This is a genomic window from Opitutus sp. ER46 (assembly GCF_003054705.1).
GTDB lineage: Bacteria > Verrucomicrobiota > Verrucomicrobiia > Opitutales > Opitutaceae > ER46.
Genome location: NZ_QAYX01000023.1, coordinates 241,990 through 263,662, shown reverse-complemented (window position 1 = coordinate 263,662; position 21,673 = coordinate 241,990). Strand labels below are relative to the sequence as shown.

The following is a 21,673-nucleotide window of genomic DNA, read 5'->3' as shown; positions in this document are numbered from 1 at the left end:
ACGCCAGCAGAGCGGCCGGAGGCGACAAATCCAGTGCCGCAACGCGCCCTCGCGCCGGCCCAAATTGCGCCCATCCCACCGGCTGCGTCGCTCGGAATGTGGATTTCAGGAGCCGGTGCCGCCAGCCGGCAACGGCCGCGCCGCGGCCGCCAAAACGCCGGCCAAGGTCACACGCGGCCGCGAAAGTAGGCGATGGTACGCCCGAGGCCCTCCTCCAGCGGCACCCGCGGTTCCCAGCCCAACACCTTGCGCGCAAGGCCGATGTCGGGTTGCCGCTGCTTCGGATCATCGGAGGGCAGCGGGCGGTGCACGATCTTCGAACGACCGCCGACCAGCTTGATCGTGAGTTCGGCGAGTTCGAGCATCGTGAACTCCCCCGGGTTGCCCAGGTTCATCGGCCCGACGGTCTCGGTCTGCGCCATGAAGCGCACGAACCCCTCGATAAGGTCGTCCACATAGCAGAACGAACGCGTCTGCTGGCCGTCGCCGTAGACGGTCAGGTCCTGGCCCTGAAGCGCCTGCACGATGAAGTTGGAGACCACGCGGCCGTCGTGCGGGTGCATGCGTGGGCCGTAAGTGTTGAAGATGCGGACGACGCGGATATCGACCTTGTTCTCGCGGTGATAGTCGAAGCACAGCGTCTCGGCGCACCGCTTGCCCTCGTCGTAGCAGGAGCGGCGCCCGATCGGGTTGACGTTGCCCCAGTAGGCCTCGGGCTGCGGATGCACGGTCGGGTCGCCGTACACCTCGCTCGTACTCGCCTGGAGGATACGCGCGCGCACGCGCTTCGCGAGGCCGAGGCAGTTGATGGCGCCCATGACCGAGGTCTTGATCGTCTTGATGGGGTTGTACTGGTAGTGCGGCGGCGAGGCCGGGCATGCCAGGTTGTAGATCTGATCCACTTCGAACTTGAAGGGGTCGATCACGTCGTGCCGGACGAATTCAAAATTCGGATGCGCGAGCAGGTGCGCGATGTTCGCCTTCTGCCCCGTGAAGAGGTTGTCGACACAGACGACTTCATGCCCTTCCCGCACGAGACGGTCGCAGAGATGGGAACCGAGAAAGCCGGCACCGCCGGTGACGAGTATGCGCATGGAGGAAAGTGGTGAGGTAGTTGCAGATCAGTTTCGAGCAAAACAGGCGGCCAACAACAAACGCGGCAAAATGTTCCATTACGACATGCAACTTTTTTTGTGGCGCAAAAGGAACGCCGCGATACCTCCGCGAGTCCCCCGATTCGTTCGGGAAACTAACAAACTATGAACCTGACTAAGAAAACGATGCTCGTCGTCGGCCTCATTGCGGCCACGGCGGGTTATGCTCAACCGGAAACGTCCAATGCCAGTGTCGCGGTGCCGTCCGGCCTTCTCGGCCAGAGCTACACCGAGCTCGGTTACGCTGCGGCGGACGTCCAGGACATGCACAAGGATGTGCACAGCGTCGGCATTGCCGCCAATGTGCCCGTCACTGCGTACCTCGACCTGGGCGCCGGCTACAGCTACAACTGGGTCCGCGGCCTGGCGCATGCCAACACGATCGGTGCGTCCGCGACGGCCTACAAGACCGTCGGCACCGTGAAGCCGTTCGTCGGCGCCGGCGTCGGCTACCGCTGGAACCACGACTCCGACAACAATGAGGACACCATTTGGATGACCTCGGTCGGCGTCGAGATTCCGATGGGCGCCTTCACGCTGACCCCCCGCGTCGTTTATAACGACGACTTCAACAACACCAAGGAAAGCTCCCAATCCTACACCTATGAGGTCGAGGGCAACTACTGGGTGACGAAGACCGCCGCGGTTTACGCCTCGGCCGGCTTCGAGAACGTCCGTAATTCGAACCAGGACGCGATCGTCTATTCGATCGGTGCGCGTCTGAAGTTCTAAGGTCGGATTAAGTCTGAAATCTAACGCCCCCGCCCGGCCCCGCCGGGCGGGTTTTTTTCTGCCCGCCTCCGGCCTGAGAGGAATCCAACTTCCCACTACGACGCCCGGCGCGCGTGCGCCCCGGCCTCATAGCGCGCAATCCACGCGAGGTGCCAGGAGGCATAGTCGCCAGCTTCGATGTGCGCCCGAGCCTGCGCCATCAGGTCGAGGAAGAAGTGGAGATTGTGGATGGTCAGGAGCGTCCCGCTCAGCATCTCGCCCGCGACGGTCAGGTGCCGCAGATAGGCGCGGGAGAAATTCCGGCAGGTGTAGTTGTCCATGCCCTCGACAATGGGGCGAGGATCGGCACGGAACTGCTCGTTGCGGAGGTTGATCGGCCCATCCGGCGTAAAGACCAGTCCGTTGCGCGCCACGCGCGTGGGCATCACGCAATCGAACATGTCGACACCAAGCGCGATCATGCGCAGGAGCTGCGGGGGCGTGCCGAGGCCCATCGTGTAGCGCGGCTTGTCGGCCGGCATGAAGGGCGTGGTGGCCCCCACCTGCTTGAGCATCTCCGGCTCGGGTTCGCCCACGCTCACCCCGCCGACCGCGTAGCCGGGAAAATCGAAGGCGGCCAGAGCCTCGGCCGCCTCGCGCCGCAGGTCATCGAAGGTGGACCCTTGGACGATCGCGAAAACGTGATGGCCGGCCGCCAGAAAGCCGCTTCCGGTCGCGATGTCGCGGCACTGCGCCGCCCAGCGGAGGCTCCGCGCCACCGCCTTGGCGCACGCGTCCCGTTCGCACGGCCAAGGTGGGCACTCGTCGAGCACCATCGCGATGTCGCTGCCAAGATCCTGCTGGATCTTCATCACCTCACGCGGGCCAAGAAAATGCCGCGCGCCATCCAAGTGGGACTGAAACGCCACGCCCGCATCGCTGATGTCGCGTAGCTTCGCCAACGAAAATACCTGGAAGCCACCGCTGTCCGTCAGAATCGGGCCGTTCCAGCCCATGAAGGCATGCAGCCCCCCCAGTTCGCGAATCAGGTCGCTGCCGGGCCGCAGGCTCAGGTGGTAGGTATTCCCGAGGATGATCTGCGCCCCAATCTCACGCAAGTGATTGGGTGTTATCGCCTTCACCGTTCCCTGGGTGCCCACGGGCATGAAGATGGGCGTCTCGATCGTGCCGTGGCGCGTCTGGAGCCGGCCCCGGCGGGCGGCGGTGTTTGTATCGGTCTTGAGCAGCTGGAAATGGGCGGCCATCGCGAGTGCCGACGATGCGGCAGAAGGGAGGAAGACAGAGAGATTTGAAGGATAAAGCCACCGGCGGCGGCGGCGTGCGGCGAATCTGCGCACGCCCTTCCGACCATCAACTGAATCGCCCGCTTTGCGAGTCTAAGCTGTACGCGCTAGATTCCGCCCGCTATCGCTCTACCCTCGTGTCTTAAACCCGGCGTCCCGCCCCACGAAACCCGTGCTGCTCGTCATCGATAACTACGACTCCTTCACCTACAACCTAGTCCAATATTTTGGCCAGTTGGGGGTGGAACAGCGGGTGTACCGAAACGACGAAATCACTCCGGAACAAGCGCTTGCGCTCAACCCCGAACGCGTGCTGATCTCCCCGGGTCCCTGTTCGCCGCGGGAGGCCGGCGTGACCCTCGATATCATCAAGGCATTTGCGGGAAAGAAACCTCTGTTCGGTGTATGCCTAGGCCATCAGTCGATCGGGCATTACTTTGGCGGCAAGGTGGTGCGGGCCGACCGCCTCATGCACGGGAAGACCTCCCCGATCCGGCACCGAGACACCGACGTCTTTCGCGGCATGCCCCAGGGATTTGCCGCCACTCGTTATCACTCGCTCCTGGTGGAGCGCGCCTCGTTCCCGGCTGAGCTCGAGATCACGGCCGAGACGGCCGAAGGCGAAATCATGGGCCTGCGCCATCGCACCCTGCCCATCTGGGGCGTGCAGTTCCACCCGGAATCCATCGCCACCGAAGGCGGCATGCGCATCCTGGAGAACTTCCTGCAGCTCAGCTGATCGGCCCCTCATTCCCACGGCACCAATCCGCCCGCTCAGCGTCTACCTGCAGAATTCCGCTTCATTTTCATGCGCTGCCCGAAATGCACATCGATTGAGGACAAGGTCATCGACTCCCGCATCAGCAAGGAGGGATCGACGATCCGCCGGCGGCGCGAATGCCTTGAGTGCGGCCATCGCTACAGCACGACCGAGACGCTGATCCGCGACGGCATCATCGTCCTGAAACGCGACGGCCGCCGCGAGGACTTTGACCGCGAGAAGCTGGTCCGCGCCGTGCGCGCGGCCTGCCACAAACGGCCGGTCGACCCCGAGCAGATCGCGATGCTGGTCGAGGACGTGATGGATGCGATGGAGGCGCAGTTCGAAAACGAGATTCCCTCCCGCGCGATCGGCGAGGGCGTCATGCAGCGCTTGCGCACCGTCGACCAGGTGGCCTACGTCCGCTTCGCCAGCGTGTATAAGGAGTTCCGTGACGTGACCGAGTTCGTGGACGAAATCAGCTCGCTCGCGAAGACCAAGAAGGAGCTTCCGTAACGCCCCCGCCCGGGCGCCCCGTCCTCCCGATTTTCCGTGGCCCAACGCACCCCCTCCCGGACGAGCGACGACCTGCGCCGGCTCCATTTCATCAACAGCCTCTTCGCCCACGCGACCGGCCACGACCTGTATCTGGCCGAGCAGATCAAGTCCGCGATCACCTTCAGCCTGGCGGAGCTCGAGGCCCAGACCACGGCGCATCCCGAGCTGGCGCAAAAATACGACGCCGCGTTCAACGCCGCGGCCGCGGAACTCCTGACCAAGGTCTTCGCCACGCACCCGCGCCACGGCTTCTATCATTGGGACGCTTCGCTCACGCTGGCTTCCGCCACGCCCCTGTTCACGCGCGCGGAGGTCATGGCCGGGCTGAAGCGGCTCGCCCCCTTCCGCGAATCCACGCTGCTCATCACGAATCTCCGGCACGCGCTGCTCCCACCGAATCGTCGGGCGACGCCGCGCCGCCGGCGTGAGTACGAGGAGGCGCTCGCCTTCATCCGCGATCTCGCCGCCGCCCGCACCGCGCGGAGCGCGAACCTGCAGTTGCTGTTTCTCTAGCCGCGCGCCGGATCGGCGGCCGGAGGCCCGGCGGCACCGCGCACCATTCGGCGTTTGCCGGCGGCAGAAACTTGCGCGTAATGCCCGTCCTGCCATGGCCAAGACCCTCTTCCAGAAAATCATCGACCGGGAGATCCCGGCCAAGATCGAGCACGAGGACGATGTCTGTGTGGTGTTGCACGACATCCAGCCCCAGGCGCCGGTCCACCTGCTGATCGTGCCGAAGCAGCCCATCCCGCGCGTGGCCGAAGCGACCCCGGCGGATCAGGCCACGCTCGGCCACCTGCTGCTGGTGGCCAGCGAAATGGCGAAGAAGCTCAAGCTCGAGCAGGGCTTCCGCCTTGTCGTCAACAACGGCCCGCACGCGTCGGAGTCCGTCCCGCATCTGCACGTACATATGCTGGCCAAGCGGCAGATGGGCTGGCCTCCGGGTTAACCGGCCGCCCGCTTGATTCGGCGCGGCGCCGGCCGGTCCGGCTGCGCCGCGCCAACCAGGCCACTACTTCAGCCAGCGCGCCAGCCAGGCGTGCACTTCGGAGAACCAGAAGCGGCTGTTCTCGCCCTTCAGGATCCAGTGGTTCTCGTCCGGGAACACGATGAGCTTGCTCGGAATCTGCAGCCGCTGGAGGTACGCCCAGTTCTCGTAGGCGTTGTTCGCCGGCACGCGGAAATCATTCTCCCCGACGCTGACGAGGATCGGCGTGATCCACCCGGTCTTCTTGAAGTGATTGCCGACGAGCCGCACGGGATTCTGCTCCCGCCAGATCGGCCCCTGCTCCCAGATGGGGCCGCCGTTGTTCAGTTCGCGATGGTAGATGCTGTCGCTGGTGGACCACTGCGTTTCCAGGTTCACCAGTCCGGCGTGCGAGATGAGGCAGCGGTAACGCGTCGTGGTGGCCTGCATCCAGTTCGCCAGGTGACCGCCATAGCTCGCCCCCGCCGCCGCCTGCCGGGTGGCGTCGATGAACGCGAAGCGGCGGATTGCCTCATCCGCACCCTGGTTGATTTCATCCGCCGGTCCGCGCAGCGGGTCCTGCTGGATCGCCTGGCCGAATGCCTCCGTATAGCCGCTCGAGCCGGAGTAGTTCGTCAAGACCAGCACGTAGCCGGGCGCGGCAAGGAGCTGGTAGTTCCAACGCAGGCCCCACTGGTCCTTGAACTGCGGCGCGGGCCCGCCGTGCATCACGACGAGCAGCGGATATTTCTTCGTCGCGTCGAAGCCGGCCGGGCGCACCAGGAGGTTGTCGATCGGGCGGCCCTGGCGGCTCCGGAAGGCGAAGCGCTCGGGCTTTCCCAGATCCAACTTGGCGAGCGCCTCGTCGTTGAAATGCGTAAGCACGCGCAGGCCGCGTGCCGGGTCGATCCGTACGATCTCTGCCGGCTGCACCGCGCTATCGTACGTGGCGACGAGCGCCTCACCACCGATGCTGAGCGCCCCGAGACACCCCTCCGGGTTCACGGCGTGCGCCTTGATGTCCCCGCCGGCCAGCGGCACGGAGAAGAGTCTCACCTGCACACCGTCTTCCGCGAGGAAGTACACGGTTGCCCCGTCGTCGCTGACGGCGAAACGCCCCGCCGAGAGATCCAGCGTTTGCGTGAGGACCTTCCGGCGCGCCGCGTCGAACGGCCACGGAAAGCTGACGATTCGATTGTGGTGGTACGTCTGGCCATCGCCTCCGGTCTCCATGTTGACGACCAAGGTCCGGCCATCGGGAGTGAACTCGACCTCGCCGTAGCTGTTCGCGTCCTGCGTGAGCGCTTGCGGTTCGCCTCCGTCCGCGGCCACCACGAACATCTGCAGCGGCACGTCGGCGTAGGCGGAACGCTCGCGGGTGGTGGTCGCGCTGAACACCACCGACCGACCGTCGGGCGCCCACGTCGCGGGCAGATCCTCGCCGGAATCGGTCTGGCGACCACCGAAGCCGGTGAGCGCCGCGAGCTTGGTGCGAGCGAGCAGGTCGCGGGCGGGCGCGCCGGCCCGCGCCTCCTGCACAAAGAGGTGGGCGACCTTCTCGTCACGCCAGTGATCCCAATGCTTGATCGGGAAGCCTTCGTAAACGCGCGCGTTGTACTTGCGCTCCTTGAGCGCCTTGGCGGCGGCCTTGTTGGCCGTATCGTCCGTCGCACCAGGATACACTTCGCTGACGAATAGGAGCCGAGTGCCATCCGGGCTCCACTCGGGAGAGCGGGCGCCCGTCGAAAGACGGGTGAGGCGTTCGGCTTCGCCTCCCTGCGCTAGGTTCAATACGTACACCTGCGGCACCTCGTCCGCATCGCGCTTCGCCACGAAGGCGAGGCGGGTGCCATCCGGGCTCCAGCGCGGGCCGGTCTCGCCGGCCTTGGTCTGCGTGAGCCGGCGCGCGGGTGACTGGCCATCGAGCGCGACGATCCAGAGATCAATGCTCAGGTCCTTCGCCTCGTACGCGGGCTGGGTCACGGAGAAGACCGCCCATTTGCCGTCCGGACTGGCGACGGGCGCTCCGACCCGCTTCAGGAGCCAGAGGTCTTCATGGGTAATGGCGCGGCGGGCCGGTTCGGCCGCCCGCACGAAACTCACCACGAGCAGGGCGCCGAGGAAGAGGATGGGGAACTTCATCCCCCGTTTCTGCGGAACCAGCCGGCCGGAATCCAGCGGCAAAACGGCGCTCCGCTCCGGCCGATGCTCACTGGGCCTCGTAGGCCCCGTCGGTCCGCTTCGCGATCAGCCGTTTCAGCTCCAGCATCATCAACGTCGCCGAGATCTGCGCGGACGAGAGGCCGGTCTGCGTTCCCAGCGCGTCCGGCGTGATGATCGCCCCACCCCGGAAACACTCGTACACCCTCGCCTCCTCGGGGTTGAGATTCGGCGGCACGCCAGCGGCAACCTCGCTGCCCTTCTGCGGAATCGGCGACGGCCTGAGACCGTCGAGGTAACTGAGCTCGGAGAGCAGGTCGTCCACGCTCGTCAGCAAGGTGGCGCCATCGCGGATGAGCTGATGGCAACCGGCGCTGGTGCTCTGGTCGATGCGGCCGGGCACGGCAAAGAGCAGGCGCCCCTGCTCACCGGCAAAGCGGGCCGTGATCATCGCGCCGCCGTCGACGTCACTCTCGACCACGATCACGGCCTCGGACATGCCCGCGACGATGCGATTGCGCATGGCGAACGACTGCCGGTCGGCGCGGCGGCCAAAGGGGAACTCCGAGAGCACCGCGCCCTCTGCTTCGATCTTCCGGTACAAGCCAAGGTTCTCCGGCGGGTAGATGATATCGATGCCGGTGCCGACGACGGCGGCGGTTTTTCCGCCCGCGGCAAGCGCGCCCTCGTGCGCCGCGGTGTCGATGCCGCGCGCCAGGCCGCTGACGATGCAGAAGCCGACCTGCGCCAGTTCGATGGCGAGCTTCCTGGCCGTGGCCTGGCCGTACAGCGTGGTGCGGCGCGAACCGATGATGGCCACACAGCGCTGGCCAAGGTCGTACCCCCCGCGGCGATAGAGACCAATCGGCGGATCGTGGATCTCCCGCAGGAGCTTCGGATAGGCCTCATCGCGGGTGGTGATGAAATCGGCGCCACTCTTCGCCATGCGGTCCTCCTCGCGGGCGAGATCAAACTGGGCCGACCAGTTCACCAGCGTGCTGGCAATCACTGCACCGACACCCTTCACGGCCTCGAGGCGCTTGCGATCAGCGGCGAGCACCGCGCGCGGATCGCCGCCCAATTCCGCGAGCAGCCGATTGAGGGTGATCGGCCCGATGTTGGGCAGCGCGTTCAGGATCAGGAACGCCTGTCGCTCGGTGAGCTCGTTGGCCATGGAAGCAAAGGTGACGCCGGCAGGAGTCGTGGCGACTATGTTTTTTTACCCACGCCCTCAATCGCGAGTCGGGTCCTCAGCGGAGCACGGCCCCCAGATAATCGAGCAACCGGGTCGTCTCCACCGCCACGGCACCCTCGGCGCGCGCGAGCGCATCCGCGGCGAGACCATGCCACACCACCGCGCGCGCCGCCGCGAGCAGGGGGTCGTCCCACGGCTGCGCCAACTGCGTGCCGATCATCCCCGCCAGAAGATCGCCACTGCCGCCGCGAGCGAGCACCGGGCCGCCGAAAAAGGAGTGATACACGGGGCCGCCCGCGCAGATCCGCGTAACGGGGCCCTTGGCGACCACCGTCAACCCGGTCTCCTCCGCAAATGTCCGCAGATCCGCCGCGCCTGCAATGCGCGCGAGTTCGCCGGCATGCGGGGTCACCACCCGCGGCGCTAGGCCGCGGCGCGCCCGGACGATCTCCGGCTGCAGCGCGTCGGCATCGATGGCCACTGGGACGGTCGCGCTGGCGACGAGCGATTGCGCCAACGCCAGGGTCTCAGGTTCACGTCCCAATCCCGGGCCGATCACCGCCGCGTCCGCCCGCTCGAGGCGTTCACGCCAGAGGTGCTCGCCCTCGAGGGCGAGGCCGCCGCCCGGCGTCTCCGGCCAGCCCACCCAGATGACCTCGGGAAGCCGGGCGGCAAAGGCCGCGGCCACGGATTCCGGCACGAACGCCGTCACCAGGCCGGCGCCACTGCGGATCGCCGCGTGCGCGCTCATCAGGATGGCCCCCGGGAAACTGCGCGAACCGCCCAGGAGAAAAACGTGGCCGTAGGTGCGCTTGTCGCTGCGCATCGGGCGAAATCGCCGCAGGGGGTCCAGCAGCGCGCCGGTGAGCACCCGATCGGAAGCGTCGGCGGCAGCGCCGCCACGGAAGAAGCCCAAGTCGAGGTAGCGGACGCGTCCCGCGGCTTCGCTCCCAAGCAGCGGCTGCTTCACGCTGCCGGTGGCGTAGGTGAAATCCGCCTGGAAGAGGTCAGCGCTGGGCAGGTCGACCGCCGCGCGCAAGGCGATGGGGAGCGCATTCACCGCCTGCAGGAGCGCGGCGACCTCGGGGGCGATCGGCGGTCGGAACTGAAATCCGAAGACGCCATCGAGGGCGACCGCATAGGCGGCGCCCTGCCTGCCGACCTCGGACGGGGACAAGGTGCCAACGCGCTCGCGGGCCGACTGGGCCAGTTCACGCCACGCGCGCACGGCGAGCGGTCGCAGTCCCCGCGGACCAAAGACAAACACGATGTCAGCCCTCGCGTCGGGGAAGCGCTGCAACAGCTCACCCGCGGCGATCAGCGCGTCGCCGCCATTGTGGCCCTTGCCGACCAGCACAAGCAGACGTACGCCAGCCCGCAGCCCACCGATTTCGCGCAGGTCCTCGACGATGCCTGCGGCCACCGCGGCGCCGGCGTGCTTCATGGCCGCCCACTCCCGAGCCTCGTCGCCGCCGAACAAATCCGACTCGAGTGCCTGCGCCGCGGCGCAGGAGAGAACCGGAGGACACGAGGCAAGGACGGACGGCATGGCGCAAATCTAGTAGCTGCCTGCGCCGGGCGTCAGCTGCGGCACGGTCCCTGTTATGTTGGGCGAAACCGGGACCGACTCCACCCGAGGCTGCACGTTCGGCGGCGTTGGGGGCGGCAACACCACCGTGGGGCGCACGCGCTCCACCGGCCGCTCGCGGCGGCCATGCTCGAGCCATTCGCGGTACTGCGCCTCGGTTTCGGTAAAGCGCAGCGGACATTCCGGCGGCGCCGGCTTTCCGTGACGGAGCGGCACGCCGGTGAGCTGGGGAATGCTTCGGAAGTAGAACGTGCCTTCGATCCGCCGCACCTCATAGAACTCGACGTAATCGCCAACCGCCGCGTTCCAAAGCGCCACCTCCGTGCGGTTGTCATCCCAGACCGCGCCTGAGGACCATTCGGCGAACACCGCCTCGATGGTGGTGAGCGAAGGCACCTCGGGCGGCCGAGCCGGCCGGGCCGGTTCGGCCACAGGCGGGGCGACCACAACCGGACGCGGCGCCGGGGCGGGGGCGCGGCGCGGTAGCGCCCAGACCACCAGTGCGCCGAGAACGAAACCAAGCATCACCCACGAAGGCGTCTTCGAGAGCTGCGCGACCGAGGGACGGGGGGAGAACTCGTCAGCCATGAAGGGAGGAATGCGAGGGTCAGGCCCGGACCAGCGCCGCCACCGCCATGGCGACCGTGTCCGTATGCGAAAGGCTGATATGCACATGCGTCGCACCCACCTGGCGCAGGAGCGCCTCGCCCTGGGCGTCGAGCCGCACGAGCGGCTGGTGGCGGGGCCCGTGATAGATGGAGACGGACCGCCAGCCGAGCTCGGCCCCGATCCCGGTCGAGAAGCACTTGGACACCGCCTCCTTCGCGGCGAAGCGCGCGGCGTAATGTTTGTGCGGGTGCGCCATCTGGGCGCAGTAAGCCCGCTCCTCAGCGGTGAACACGCGCTCGAGGAAACGCTCTCCCTGCCGTTCGAGCACGCCCCGCACGCGTTCAACCTCGATGATGTCCGTCCCGATGCCGATCAGGATGCCGCCGGGAGGAAGGTCGAGGTTCATGGGGGTCGCTGCTTCAGCGCTGTCCGCGCATGCGCGCCTGCATCTCGCGCACCGCCTCGTCGACGCCGGTGAACAGCGCGCGGCTCACGATCGAGTGGCCAATGTTGAGTTCGTGCAGGTGGGGCAGCGTGCGAATCTCGGCGATGTTGACGTAGTTGATGCCGTGGCCCGCGTTGACCGCGAGGCCGAGATCGTGCGCGCGCACCGCCCCGATGCGGAGCCGCTGCAGTTCAGCCGCCCGCCGGGGCGTCCCATACGCGTTGGCATAGGCGCCGGTGTGCAGCTCGATCCACGGCGCGCGCAAGGCGGCGCTGAGCTCAATCTGCGGCTCGTCCGGATCGATGAAGAGGCTGGTGATGATGCCCGCGGCGTTCATGGCATCGACCACGGCCGCAACGCGTTCCCGGTTGCCCACGATATCAAGGCCGCCCTCGGTCGTGACCTCACGACGGTTCTCGGGCACGAGGCAGACTGAATCCGGACGGAGCTTCAGCGCAAAGGCGGTCATCTCGGGCGTGCACGCCATCTCGAGGTTGAGGCGCGTGGCGATCGACTCGCGCAACCGCTGGACGTCGCGCTCCTGGATGTGGCGGCGATCCTCGCGCAAGTGGACAGTGATTCCGTCGGCGCCGGCGCGTTCGGCCGCGAGCGCGAACGTGACCGGATCCGGTTCGATGGCCCCCCCGCAACTGCCGACCTCACGGTAGCGGGCCTGCCGGACGGTCGCACAGTGGTCGATGTTTACGCCGAGGAGGATCATGGGACGGGCAGCATTGGCACAAATCACCGAGGCAGGGAACCCGGAAAATGAATTTGCCAAGCTTCGGAGGATCCCAGCTTGTTAGCCCAAAATCCACCACCTGTGTCGAAACCGCCACCGAAGAGAGAGAACGTCCTGCTGAACCTGCTGTGCAACATCGTCATCCCGACGGTGATCCTGATGAAGTTCAGCACGGACCGTTTCCTAGGGCCACTGTGGGGGCTGCTCGTCGCGCTCGCGTTTCCCTTCGCCTACGGCGTGTACGACCTGCTGGTCCGCCGGAAGACCAACCTGCTCTCGATCCTCGGCTTCATCAGCGTGCTGCTCTCGGGCGGGCTCGGGCTGATGAAGGTCGGCGGGTTGGGTTTCGCAATCAAGGACGCCGCGGTGCCGCTGGTGATCGGGGCGGCCGTGCTGTTGTCCCTGCGCAGCAAGAAGCCCCTGGTCCGCGAGCTGCTCCTGAACGAGCAGATCGTGGACGTGGAGAAGGTGACGGCGGCCCTTGAGGCGCGGCAGACGATGCCGGCCTTCGACCGGCTGCTGCGGAACGCCAGCCTGTGGCTGGCGTTCGCATTCGTGGGCAGCGCGATTCTCAACTTCATCCTCGCGCGCTGGATCCTGCGCAGCCCGCCGGCGACGCCGGAGTTCAACGCCGAGCTGGGCAAGATGCACATCCTCGTCTGGCCGGTGATCGTGATCCCCAGCATGGTCGTCCTCATGTACGTTTTCTGGAAACTCATGCGCGGCCTCAGCGAGCTCACCGGGCTCAGCTCCGACGAGATCTTCCATCCGGAGAAGCCGAAGAGCTGACCGAGGGCAGGAGCCGCTGACGAGAGCGCAAGTTTGCGCGCAGATCTTCGCGCCGCCCACGGCGGTCAGTAATCGCCGGTTACAGCTGAGAGCGGCGTGAACGCCGACATCGCCATCGACGAGCCTCAACTCCGGCGCTGTTCGACGGCCACGACGGCGCCACGTTCGAACGTCACCCGAATCGTGTCGTCGGCGTGAGTGCTGTAGACGTCGGTCGTGACCGGCTCGTGGACGACCATATAGCCGCGCCCGCCCCGCACCGGGATGATCACGCGCCGCCAGCCAACCCAGGCGCGCCCCTCGTATTGCTGCCAGTACGTGCGATAGATCCACAACGTCTGCTCGCCCTGCAGGGTGCGCGTCTCGCGCCGCTCGTCGGGATAGCCGAGGGCGATGTAGACCATGTCCGGCGAGTCGCCGATGCTGATCTGCCCCTGCTGCAACCGCTGCCGGGTGTCGACGGGCAGGCGTTCGTACACCTGCGCCTTTTCCCGCGCCCGGGATTCGAACGTATTGCAGCCCGCCAGTGCGAGCACGGCGGCGAGCAGGAGTCCAATTTTTCCGAAATTCTTGAGCTTCATAGATTCCCTCCTCCAGCGGGAAATTGGACACTCCGCCCGCGGGAAAGTTGCCGCCAGACCGGGGCGGGGAAATACGCAAAACGCCCGGCCCACGAGGCAGGCCGGGCGCAGCTGGACAAATCCGGGAGCGGTTACTTTTCCCCGCGGAGCGCCATGGGCACATACTCGCGCGCGAGTTTGCCCTGATAGATCTGACGTGGGCGGTAAATACGACCCTTCGGATCGGAAGCGACTTCGTGCCAGTTGGCGATGTATCCGGGCGCGCGACCGATCGCGAACATCGTCGTGAACATGCTCATCGGAATGCCGATGGCGCGCATGATGATGCCGGAGTAGAAGTCGACGTTCGGGTACAACTTGCGGGAGATGAAGTAATCGTCGCGGAGCGCGGCCTCCTCGAGGTGCTTGGCGATGGCGAGGAGCGGATCATCGATGCCGAGACGCTTCAGGAGGGTGTCGCAGGCGGCGCCAACGATCTTCGCGCGCGGGTCGAAGTTGCGGTACACCGCGTGGCCGAAACCCATCAGACGCGAGCCCTTCTTGCCCGACTTGGCGGCCTCAATGAACCGCGAGCCGTCGTCGCCATCGTCGTGGATCTGCTGCAGCATCTGCATGACGGCTACGTTCGCGCCGCCGTGGAGCGGACCGGAGAGCGCACTGATGGCCGCCGACATCGACGTGAAAAGATTGGCTTGGCTCGAAGCGACCATGCGTACCGTCGACGTCGAGCAGTTCTGTTCGTGGTCGGCGTGCAACAGGAGCACGAGATTGAGGGCCTTGGAGACCTCAGGCACCGGGATGTAGTCCTGGTAAGGTTCCGAAAACATCATGTGCAGGAAGTTGTCGCAGAACGGCAGTTCCTGCTTTGGAAAAACGAACGGCAGCCCGTGGGTGTAGCGATAGATCATCGCCACCATCGTGCGGATCTTCGAGATCGCCATGCCTGCGGCCAGATCGAAGGTCTTCAGGTCCTTCTCGAAATTGTTCGCCGCGAGTTCCGGATGGTAGGCCGGCAGCGCGGCCACCATCGCCGACAGCATGGCCATCGGGGACGCGTTGGTGGGGAAGCCCTCGAGAATCTTCTGCGCCTGCATCTCGACGGGCGCGTTGCGGCGGAGCAGCTGGCCAAATTCCTTGCGCTGCTTCGGGTTCGGCAGCTCGCCGTAGATGATCAGGTACGCGGTCTCGACGAACTCGCTGTACTGCGCGAGCTGGTCGATGGGATAGCCGCGGTGCCGCAGAATGCCTTTATCACCGTCAAGGTAGGTGATCTGGCTCTCGCAGGAGCCGGTGTTGCCGTAGCCTTGGTCGTAACTGATCAAACCGGTCGTCGCACGCAGGGTTCGCGTGTCGATGGCCTTCTCCCCCTCAGTACCTTCGATGACGGGAAAGGGGTATTCCTTGTCATCCACCTTAAGGATAGCGGACGTGGGCATAGTAGTTCCGGAACGAACTCAGAACGGGGCCACTTGCAAAGGAAAGATGCCGCCAGATCGCCTATTAGAAGAACATCAACATGGAGTTAGGCATATTGATCGGCCGCTAATAGGGCGCGCCCAGAACGCGCACGCGGCGGCCGGGGCGGCCGCGAGAACATGGGAACCGCAAGGCGGCGGGATTAGCCGCGAGTGCACGCGGCGGCGGCAAAATTGCCGTACACGCGCAGCCCGTTCGCCTGGCTCTTCTCCGGGTGGAACTGGGTGGCGAACACACGACCCCGCCCAATCGCCGCACAGAACGCGCCGCCATAGTCACACTCAGCCAATACGAGCGTCGGGTCGGCCGGCACGCAGTGGAAGCTGTGCACAAAATAGAATGAGGGGGCGGCGGGAAGTCCGGCGGCCAACGGCGAATCAGCCTGCATGAACCGCACGGTATTCCAGCCCATGTGCGGAATCTTGTACTCACGCGGGCGCTGGAATCTCACGACCTGGCCCGCGAAAACGCCGAGTCCCTTCACCCCACCCTCCTCCGAGTGCTCGAACAACGCCTGCATGCCGAGGCAAACGCCGAGGAACGGCCGGTCCGCCCGAACCCACTCGCGCACCGCGCCATCGAGCCGGCTCGCGCGTAGCGAGGCCACGCAGTCCCGCAGTGCTCCCACGCCGGGCAAGACGAGTCCGGCCGGACGTGCCTGCTCGAGCTCCGCCGGCGATTGTACGACGACGATGGCCGCGCCCACGGCCTCAAGCGCCTTGGTCACGCTGCGCAAATTGCAGATGCCGGTGTCGATCACGGCGATCCGCGGGCCGGTGCCGATCGGCATAGCGGCGGGATGGCTCGAGAGGGAGGAGGAGGCGTTCATTCGCTCGTACCTGGACGTTCAGCAATCCGCGGCGGAAGGATCGCTCCTCCCGACCGCGCGCCAACGACCGCGGCGCATCGCTAGATTTTGCCTTTTGTCGAAGGAAGCAAATCGGCCGCCCGCGGCTCGATCTGCGTGGCGACGTCGAGCGCACGGGCCAAGCACTTGAAGATCGCCTCAGCGACGTGGTGCGGCTCCTCACCGTACTCGACCTCGACGTGAAGATTGGCCCCCAGCGCGTTGCTGAACGCGCGGCAGAATTCCTTCACGAGGACGATATTGAAGTCGCGCACGAACATGGTCGGCGGCTCCGCGCGGTAGACAAGGTGGGGGCGCCCGCCCACGTCGACCACGACCCGGGCCAGCGACTCGTCCATCGGGAGAATGAAGAACCCGTAGCGCTTGAGGCCGATCTTGTCGCCAAGTGCCTCCTTGAAGGCCTGGCCCAACACGAGGCCCACGTCCTCGACCGAGTGATGGTAGTCCACCTCGACGTCGCCCTTGCAGGTCACATCGAGGTCGAACAAGCCATGCTTCGCGAAGAGCGTGAGCATGTGGTCGAAGAACGGGACGCCGGTATCGATCTTGCCCTGGCCGTGGCCGTCGAGGGCAAGCGTCAGGACAATGTCGGTCTCGGCGGTCTGCCGACGGATGGTGGCCGTCCGGGCCGGAACGCTGGCCCCGGTGGGGCGCGCCGTTTTGCTTATGACTTTTGCCATGCGTCGAGGGTTTGGCTGAGAACGCGCATCTCGGCGTCCGTGCCGACGCTGATGCGCAGGTAGGGAGCGGTCAAGGCGTGGCTCGGGAAGTACCTCACCAGCACCTTGTGCGCGTACAGGAAATCGTAGGCCGCCTTCCCCACGGCCGGTCCCGTCTCGCCGCGCGCGTTCTTCGGCTCGGTGAAAATGAAGTTCGCCTGGGAGTCGTAGGTATTCCAGCCGCGCCGGTTGAGGAGGTCGGACACGAACGCGTCACGCGTGGCCTTCACGCGGGCAATGACCCCCTCGTAGTATGGCTGATCCTCAAGCGCGGCGATGGCACCGGCCTGGGAGAGCCGGTTAACGTTGTAGCTGTCGCGCACGCGATCGAGCACGTCGATCACCGCGGGATGCGCCAGCGCGTACCCGACCCGCAGTCCGGCCAGGGCATACGCCTTGGAAAGCGTGCGCACGATCACGAGGTTGGGGTGGCGGCTCAGCAGGGCCACGGCGTTCTCGCGGGCAAAGGGCGCATACGCCTCGTCGACCACGAGCAGCCCGCGATAACCGGCGAGCACGCGCTCGATCTCCGCGTTGGTGAAACCGACGCCCGTCGGCGCATTCGGGGACGTCAGGAAAAAGGCGCGGGACGTGGACGCGACAATCCGCTCGATGGGGAGACGCAGCGAACGATCGAACTCAACCGGGACACAGCGCCCGTCCTGGATCTCAACGAGAACCGGGTACAGCGAATAGCTCGGCAACGTGAACCCCAGAGCGGCCTCCTCGCTGACGAACGCGCGGACGAGGAGATTGAGGATGTCGTCGGAGCCATTGCCCACGCAGACATGGTCCGGCACGAGCCCATGGTGACGCGCAACCACGCCGCGCAGCGCTTGGCTGGTGGGATTCGGGTAGAGCCGCAACGAGGAGCCCTCCGCGCCGATTTCACGCTGCAAGGCCGCGGCGACGCGCGGGCTGGGCGGGTACGGGCACTCGTTGGTGTTGAGCTTCACCCAGCCCGGCTCGGAGGGCTGCAGGCCGGGGGTATAGGCGTGGAGCTTCGCCACGTGCGGAAGGGCGAGAGAAGTAAGGTCAGACATGTTCGGAGCGGACACGGAGAATTGACTCAGCCGGACGCCGGGCGGCAGGGCAACCCCGGTGTGTGGCAGCGCGCGAGCCGACGCAGGGGCACAGTCGGACCGTGCTGGAGCGAGAGACGCCGGCGCGCATACCACCGGCGGGAGCGGCGCAGCCCTCAGGAAGACGTGGTTCGAATCCGCACGGACCGACCGTGGGCATCGAGCTTCTCCATCGCGGCAAAGGCGGCGACAATGGGCTCGGCCTTTTTCACGCTGGAGCGGTCGTACTGGATCACGCTGGTTCGCCGCATGAAGTCCGCCACGCGAAGGCCGCTGAAGAACCGGCCGGCGCGGGCGGTGGGAAGCACGTGACTGGGGCCGGCAACAAAGTCACCGAGCGCGGTGGGCGTATAGTTGCCAACCATGATGGCGCCGGCCGTGGTAATGGCAGAGATCAGCCGCTTGGAGGCGGACTCGGCCACGACGAGTTGCAGGTGTTCCGGGGCGACGTAGTTCGCCACCGCCGCGGCCTGCGCGAGCGATCCCACCTCGATGGCAAGGAACCCATCCGCCAGAACGCGCTGGATCTTCTCGGCGCGGGTGATCAGTTGCAGCTGGGTGCGGATCTCGGCGCTTACGGCGGCGATGATGTCCGCGGAAGTGGCGACGAGGTAGATCTTCTCGCGACCGGAGCCGTGTTCCGCCTGCGCGAGCAGGTCAGCGGCGAGATAGGAAACATTGGCGGTCTCGTCAGCGATGACCATGACCTCGCTCGGCCCCGGCAGCGAATCGATGCCGACGGTGCCGAAGACCTGCCGCTTGGCCTCGCAGACGTACGCGTTGCCCGGCCCGAAGATCTTGTCCACCGGGTTGATGGTGGTGGTGCCGAAGGCCATCGCACCGATCGCCTGGACTCCGCCCACGCGATAGACTTCCTCGATTCCGAGCAGATGGAGCGCCGCGAGCAATCCGGGTGCGACCTTGGCGTTCGCGTTGGAGGGCGTGAAAACCGCGATTTCCGGGCAACCGGCGACCTTCGCCAGGGTAGCGGTCATCAGCACCGTGGAGACCAGCGGGACCTCACCGCCGGGCACATAAAGGCCCACGCGGCGGATTGGATCGAACTTTTCGCCCACCACCGCACCGTGCTTGTTCTTGGCCGACCAGTTCTCCGGCATCGCACGGCGGTTGTAGTTGAGGATGTTGTCGCGGGCGGCGATCAGCGCACGCATTTGCTCCAGCGGGAGCGACTTGGCCGCGGCAGCGAGATCGTTGGCGCTGACGCGGAATTCGCGGGCGCGCAGTTTCGCCCCGTCGAACTTCGCCGCGTAATAGGAGACGGCCTCATCGCCACGCGTCCTGACATCCGCGAGGATGGCGGCAACGGAATCGGCAATCTCTCGCGGAACGAGGGCACTGCGACAGAACGTCGCCAAGTCCTCCGCGAAAGTCTTCGAGGCATGGTGGAGCGTGCGCATGGTGCTGGCGTTAGTCGATCTACCAAGGAGCCCGGTAACCGCGAGGCATTTTTCGCGCCCGCGGTCGAATGCGATCGCCCGCCAGCAGCGATCTATCACTCAGCGGCTCAACAGCGCCGGGACAGCAAATACCTCGGGCGCAAATGGTTCGTTCACGATCACGCGGTCAAACGTAAGTGCAACTGTCTGCGACTGACCGCTGGCATTCTTCTGCACGGTGATGATGCTCTTGGGGAAACGGATCCCGTTTGTATAGATCTCGCCCTGTTCGCGGATAGTAACGCCCGCGTCGGTCTCCGAATAAACCACGCGCCCTCCGGCGATATCGAAATACCTGTAGAATATGATGTTCGGCTGATGAATAAAGGCCACCTTGCGGCAGGCGATGCCATCCACGGTCGCGGTGCCCAAGTCTTCGACGCGCCCGCCCCGCTGCTCAAGCCCGCGGAAAAATGCCATATGCTCCCAAGTGTTGGCGCGAAGGCGCTTGATCTGGTCGGCTCCAAGAAGGGTTTGCGACCATTTGGACCGATCGGCAGTCGAAGTGGTTCGAGTCCAGGCGTCGTAGCCATCGAGCCCGGTGGCTTCGATGGCAGCCTCAGTTGTGATTGTAACTCGCTGCCGGTCGGGCTTCTCGAGCAGGATCTCCACGGCAGCACGGGTTTCCTTCTTGGGGTCGGCAGGGTCGGTCGTAACGACGGTTCCGATGTAGTGGAGCGTTCGGACGCTATTCAAGGCGGCTTCCGGGCCAAGGTACGCGCGCGCCTTGCCAATGATCGCAGGTTCGGCGCCACGCACACCCCCGGCCATCACGGCAAGCACCAGAAAACCACAAAGCCGAAGGAAGGATGGACTCATGGGTTTTGGACGAGGGGTTGAAGCAAAGGAGGCGGGAGCCGACTACTCCCACTCGATGGTCGCCGGCGGCTTCGAACTGATGTCGAAGACGACGCGGCCAACGCCCCGAACCTCGTTGGTGATCCGGCTCGAGACGCGCTGCAAAAGATCGTGCGGGAGCTTGGCCCAATCGGCGGTCATGGCGTCGGTGCTTTCCACCACGCGCAGCGCAATCACGTAGTCGTACGTGCGTTCGTCACCAAAGACACCGACCGTCTTGACCGGCAGGAAGACGCAGAACGACTGCCAGACTTTGTAGTACAGACCGGAGCGCATCATCTCATCATGCAGCACGGCATCGGCGTTGCGGAGGATCTCCAGGTTGGCCGAGGTGATCTCGCCCATGACCCGGACCCCGAGGCCCGGACCAGGGAACGGCTGGCGCCAGACCACCTCGCGCGGGAGTCCGAGCACGCTGCCGACTTGGCGAACCTCGTCCTTGAACAACTCACGCAAGGGCTCGACCAACTTGAGCTTCATGCGTTCCGGCAATCCGCCGACGTTGTGATGGGTCTTGATGAGCGAGGCCGGGTTGTTGCCGATCGAAACGCTTTCGATCACATCGGGGTACAGCGTGCCTTGCGCGAGGAACTCGGCGTGGCCGATCGACTTGAGTGAACGCTCGAATACCTCGACGAACGTGCGGCCGATGATCTTCCGCTTCTGCTCGGGCTCCGTCACGCCCTTCAGACGGCGCAGGAAGAGCCTCGACGCGTCGACGACGCGCAGATCGATGCGAAAGTGGCGGCCGTAAAGTTTCTCAACGTACTCCCGCTCGTTCTTGCGCAGCAGCCCGTTGTCAACGAACACGCAGGTGAGCTGCTTCCCGATCGCCTTGTGCAGCAGCGCGGCCGCCACTGACGAGTCGACGCCGCCCGAAAGGCCAAGGATGACGCGCCCCTTGCCGACCTGAGCGCGGATGTTCTCGACGGCGTGGGTGATGAAGTCGCGCGTCGTCCAATCCTGTTTCGCGGCGCACACGCCGACCAGGAAGTTGCGAATCATATCCACACCACGCTCGGTGTGAAACACCTCCGGGTGAAACTGAATGCCGTAGAAATTGCGCTTCGTATCCTCAATCGCGGCGAACGGCGAGTTCTCGGTGGTGCCGATAGCCCGGAAACCGGGCGGCAGCTTGGTCAGCTTGTCGCCATGCGAATTCCAGACCCGCACCTTCTTGGGCAGGCCGGCGAAGAGGCGTCCCGGCTTCTGGATCGTGAGCAGGCCGTGGCCGTATTCGCGTTCTTTGCTGTGCTCAACTTCGCCGCCAAGAAAGTGCCCCATCAACTGCACGCCGTAGCAGATGCCGAGGACCGGTACGCCGAGTTCGAAGATCGCGGGATCCGGATGGGGAGCCTTGCGCGAATAGACGCTCTGGGGACCACCGGAGAGAATGATGCCAACGACGTTCTCCTGGCGCAGCTTCTCCGCGCTCGTGGAAAAATGAAAGATCTTGGAGTAAACCTGACACTCGCGGATCCGCCGCGCGATGACCTGGGTGAGCTGCGAACCGAAATCGAGAACCGCGATGGTTTGTGGCATGACCGGAGATAAAACCGTGAGGAGAACCGAGGGAGGCACCAAGGATCAAGTAGCAATTGAGGCGGTTGCCCCACCCGCATGACACGTCCAGCCGGCTCCGACCTTTGG

Annotated in this window: 22 protein-coding genes; 6 read left to right on the top strand and 16 right to left on the bottom strand. The window is 65.5% G+C overall.

The window, feature by feature from the left end; genetic code table 11:
* Positions 1 to 167 precede the first annotated feature (167 nt).
* Positions 168 to 1,094 carry a UDP-glucuronic acid decarboxylase family protein gene (locus DB354_RS14105; protein ID WP_107836277.1) on the bottom strand — a complete coding sequence of 309 codons (927 nt, stop codon included), beginning with the start codon at positions 1,092 to 1,094 and terminating at the stop codon, positions 168 to 170.
* Between the two features lie 165 nt (positions 1,095 to 1,259).
* Between DB354_RS14105 and DB354_RS14100 the strand changes: the two genes are divergently transcribed.
* Positions 1,260 to 1,886, top strand: coding sequence for a hypothetical protein (locus tag DB354_RS14100; RefSeq protein WP_107836276.1), 627 nt, complete (start codon positions 1,260 to 1,262; stop codon positions 1,884 to 1,886).
* A 95-nt stretch (positions 1,887 to 1,981) separates the two neighbouring features.
* Here DB354_RS14100 and tgt read toward each other — a convergent pair whose 3' ends face one another.
* Positions 1,982 to 3,130, bottom strand: coding sequence for a tRNA guanosine(34) transglycosylase Tgt (gene tgt, locus DB354_RS14095; protein ID WP_107836275.1), 1,149 nt, complete (start codon positions 3,128 to 3,130; stop codon positions 1,982 to 1,984).
* A 211-nt stretch (positions 3,131 to 3,341) separates the two neighbouring features.
* Here tgt and DB354_RS14090 point away from each other — a divergent pair, with 211 nt between their 5' ends.
* The 4 genes from DB354_RS14090 (at position 3,342) to DB354_RS14075 (ending at position 5,436) form a co-directional block, all read left to right on the top strand.
* Positions 3,342 to 3,908, top strand: coding sequence for an aminodeoxychorismate/anthranilate synthase component II (locus DB354_RS14090; RefSeq protein WP_107836274.1), 567 nt, complete (start codon positions 3,342 to 3,344; stop codon positions 3,906 to 3,908).
* 69 nt (positions 3,909 to 3,977) lie between these two features.
* Positions 3,978 to 4,445 (top strand): transcriptional regulator NrdR, encoded by a 468-nt coding sequence (nrdR, locus tag DB354_RS14085; RefSeq protein WP_107836273.1) that lies wholly within the window; start codon positions 3,978 to 3,980, stop codon positions 4,443 to 4,445.
* A gap of 36 nt (positions 4,446 to 4,481) precedes the next feature.
* Positions 4,482 to 5,000 (top strand): hypothetical protein, encoded by a 519-nt coding sequence (locus DB354_RS14080; protein WP_107836272.1) that lies wholly within the window; start codon positions 4,482 to 4,484, stop codon positions 4,998 to 5,000.
* A gap of 94 nt (positions 5,001 to 5,094) precedes the next feature.
* On the top strand, positions 5,095 to 5,436 hold the full coding sequence (locus DB354_RS14075) for a histidine triad nucleotide-binding protein (protein ID WP_107836271.1): 342 nt from the start codon (positions 5,095 to 5,097) through the stop codon (positions 5,434 to 5,436).
* Positions 5,437 to 5,499: 63 nt separating this feature from the next.
* Here DB354_RS14075 and DB354_RS14070 read toward each other — a convergent pair whose 3' ends face one another.
* From DB354_RS14070 to DB354_RS14045, 6 genes are all read right to left on the bottom strand, one after another.
* Positions 5,500 to 7,596: a S9 family peptidase gene (locus DB354_RS14070; RefSeq protein WP_107836270.1), complete on the bottom strand. Its 2,097-nt coding sequence runs from the start codon at positions 7,594 to 7,596 to the stop codon at positions 5,500 to 5,502.
* Positions 7,597 to 7,663: 67 nt separating this feature from the next.
* Positions 7,664 to 8,788 carry a DNA-processing protein DprA gene (gene dprA / locus DB354_RS14065; RefSeq protein WP_107836269.1) on the bottom strand — a complete coding sequence of 375 codons (1,125 nt, stop codon included), beginning with the start codon at positions 8,786 to 8,788 and terminating at the stop codon, positions 7,664 to 7,666.
* A gap of 76 nt (positions 8,789 to 8,864) precedes the next feature.
* Positions 8,865 to 10,358: an NAD(P)H-hydrate dehydratase gene (locus tag DB354_RS14060; protein ID WP_107836268.1), complete on the bottom strand. Its 1,494-nt coding sequence runs from the start codon at positions 10,356 to 10,358 to the stop codon at positions 8,865 to 8,867.
* Positions 10,359 to 10,367: 9 nt separating this feature from the next.
* Complete coding sequence (locus DB354_RS14055; protein ID WP_107836267.1) at positions 10,368 to 10,985, bottom strand: hypothetical protein; 618 nt, start codon at positions 10,983 to 10,985, stop codon at positions 10,368 to 10,370.
* Between the two features lie 19 nt (positions 10,986 to 11,004).
* A complete protein-coding gene (acpS, locus tag DB354_RS14050; RefSeq protein WP_107836266.1) occupies positions 11,005 to 11,412 on the bottom strand; it encodes a holo-ACP synthase in 408 nt (135 codons plus the stop codon).
* Between the two features lie 13 nt (positions 11,413 to 11,425).
* Positions 11,426 to 12,172: a pyridoxine 5'-phosphate synthase gene (locus DB354_RS14045; protein WP_107836265.1), complete on the bottom strand. Its 747-nt coding sequence runs from the start codon at positions 12,170 to 12,172 to the stop codon at positions 11,426 to 11,428.
* A gap of 102 nt (positions 12,173 to 12,274) precedes the next feature.
* Here DB354_RS14045 and DB354_RS14040 point away from each other — a divergent pair, with 102 nt between their 5' ends.
* A complete protein-coding gene (locus DB354_RS14040; RefSeq protein WP_107836264.1) occupies positions 12,275 to 12,982 on the top strand; it encodes a VC0807 family protein in 708 nt (235 codons plus the stop codon).
* A 125-nt stretch (positions 12,983 to 13,107) separates the two neighbouring features.
* Here the strand turns inward: DB354_RS14040 and DB354_RS14035 are convergent, their stop codons facing one another.
* The 8 genes from DB354_RS14035 to guaA all read right to left on the bottom strand — a co-directional run bounded on the left by DB354_RS14035 (position 13,108) and on the right by guaA (position 21,565).
* Complete coding sequence (locus DB354_RS14035) at positions 13,108 to 13,563, bottom strand: hypothetical protein (protein ID WP_107836263.1); 456 nt, start codon at positions 13,561 to 13,563, stop codon at positions 13,108 to 13,110.
* Positions 13,564 to 13,694: 131 nt separating this feature from the next.
* A complete protein-coding gene (locus tag DB354_RS14030; RefSeq protein ID WP_107836262.1) occupies positions 13,695 to 14,999 on the bottom strand; it encodes a citrate synthase in 1,305 nt (434 codons plus the stop codon).
* Between the two features lie 182 nt (positions 15,000 to 15,181).
* Positions 15,182 to 15,829: an imidazole glycerol phosphate synthase subunit HisH gene (hisH, locus tag DB354_RS14025; RefSeq protein WP_107836564.1), complete on the bottom strand. Its 648-nt coding sequence runs from the start codon at positions 15,827 to 15,829 to the stop codon at positions 15,182 to 15,184.
* A 119-nt stretch (positions 15,830 to 15,948) separates the two neighbouring features.
* The gene (gene hisB, locus DB354_RS14020; protein WP_107836261.1) at positions 15,949 to 16,587 is read right to left on the bottom strand and encodes an imidazoleglycerol-phosphate dehydratase HisB; all 639 of its coding nucleotides are present in this window, start codon (positions 16,585 to 16,587) and stop codon (positions 15,949 to 15,951) included.
* Entirely contained in the window at positions 16,572 to 17,669 is a 1,098-nt protein-coding gene (gene hisC / locus DB354_RS14015) for a histidinol-phosphate transaminase (protein ID WP_107836260.1), read from the bottom strand. Before hisC ends, hisB begins: the two co-directional genes overlap by 16 nt.
* A 155-nt stretch (positions 17,670 to 17,824) precedes the next feature.
* Entirely contained in the window at positions 17,825 to 19,126 is a 1,302-nt protein-coding gene (hisD, locus tag DB354_RS14010; RefSeq protein ID WP_107836259.1) for a histidinol dehydrogenase, read from the bottom strand.
* A 99-nt stretch (positions 19,127 to 19,225) separates the two neighbouring features.
* The gene (locus tag DB354_RS14005) at positions 19,226 to 19,984 is read right to left on the bottom strand and encodes a hypothetical protein (protein WP_146180256.1); all 759 of its coding nucleotides are present in this window, start codon (positions 19,982 to 19,984) and stop codon (positions 19,226 to 19,228) included.
* Positions 19,985 to 20,026: 42 nt separating this feature from the next.
* On the bottom strand, positions 20,027 to 21,565 hold the full coding sequence (gene guaA / locus DB354_RS14000; protein WP_107836257.1) for a glutamine-hydrolyzing GMP synthase: 1,539 nt from the start codon (positions 21,563 to 21,565) through the stop codon (positions 20,027 to 20,029).
* Between the last annotated feature and the right edge of the window lie 108 nt (positions 21,566 to 21,673).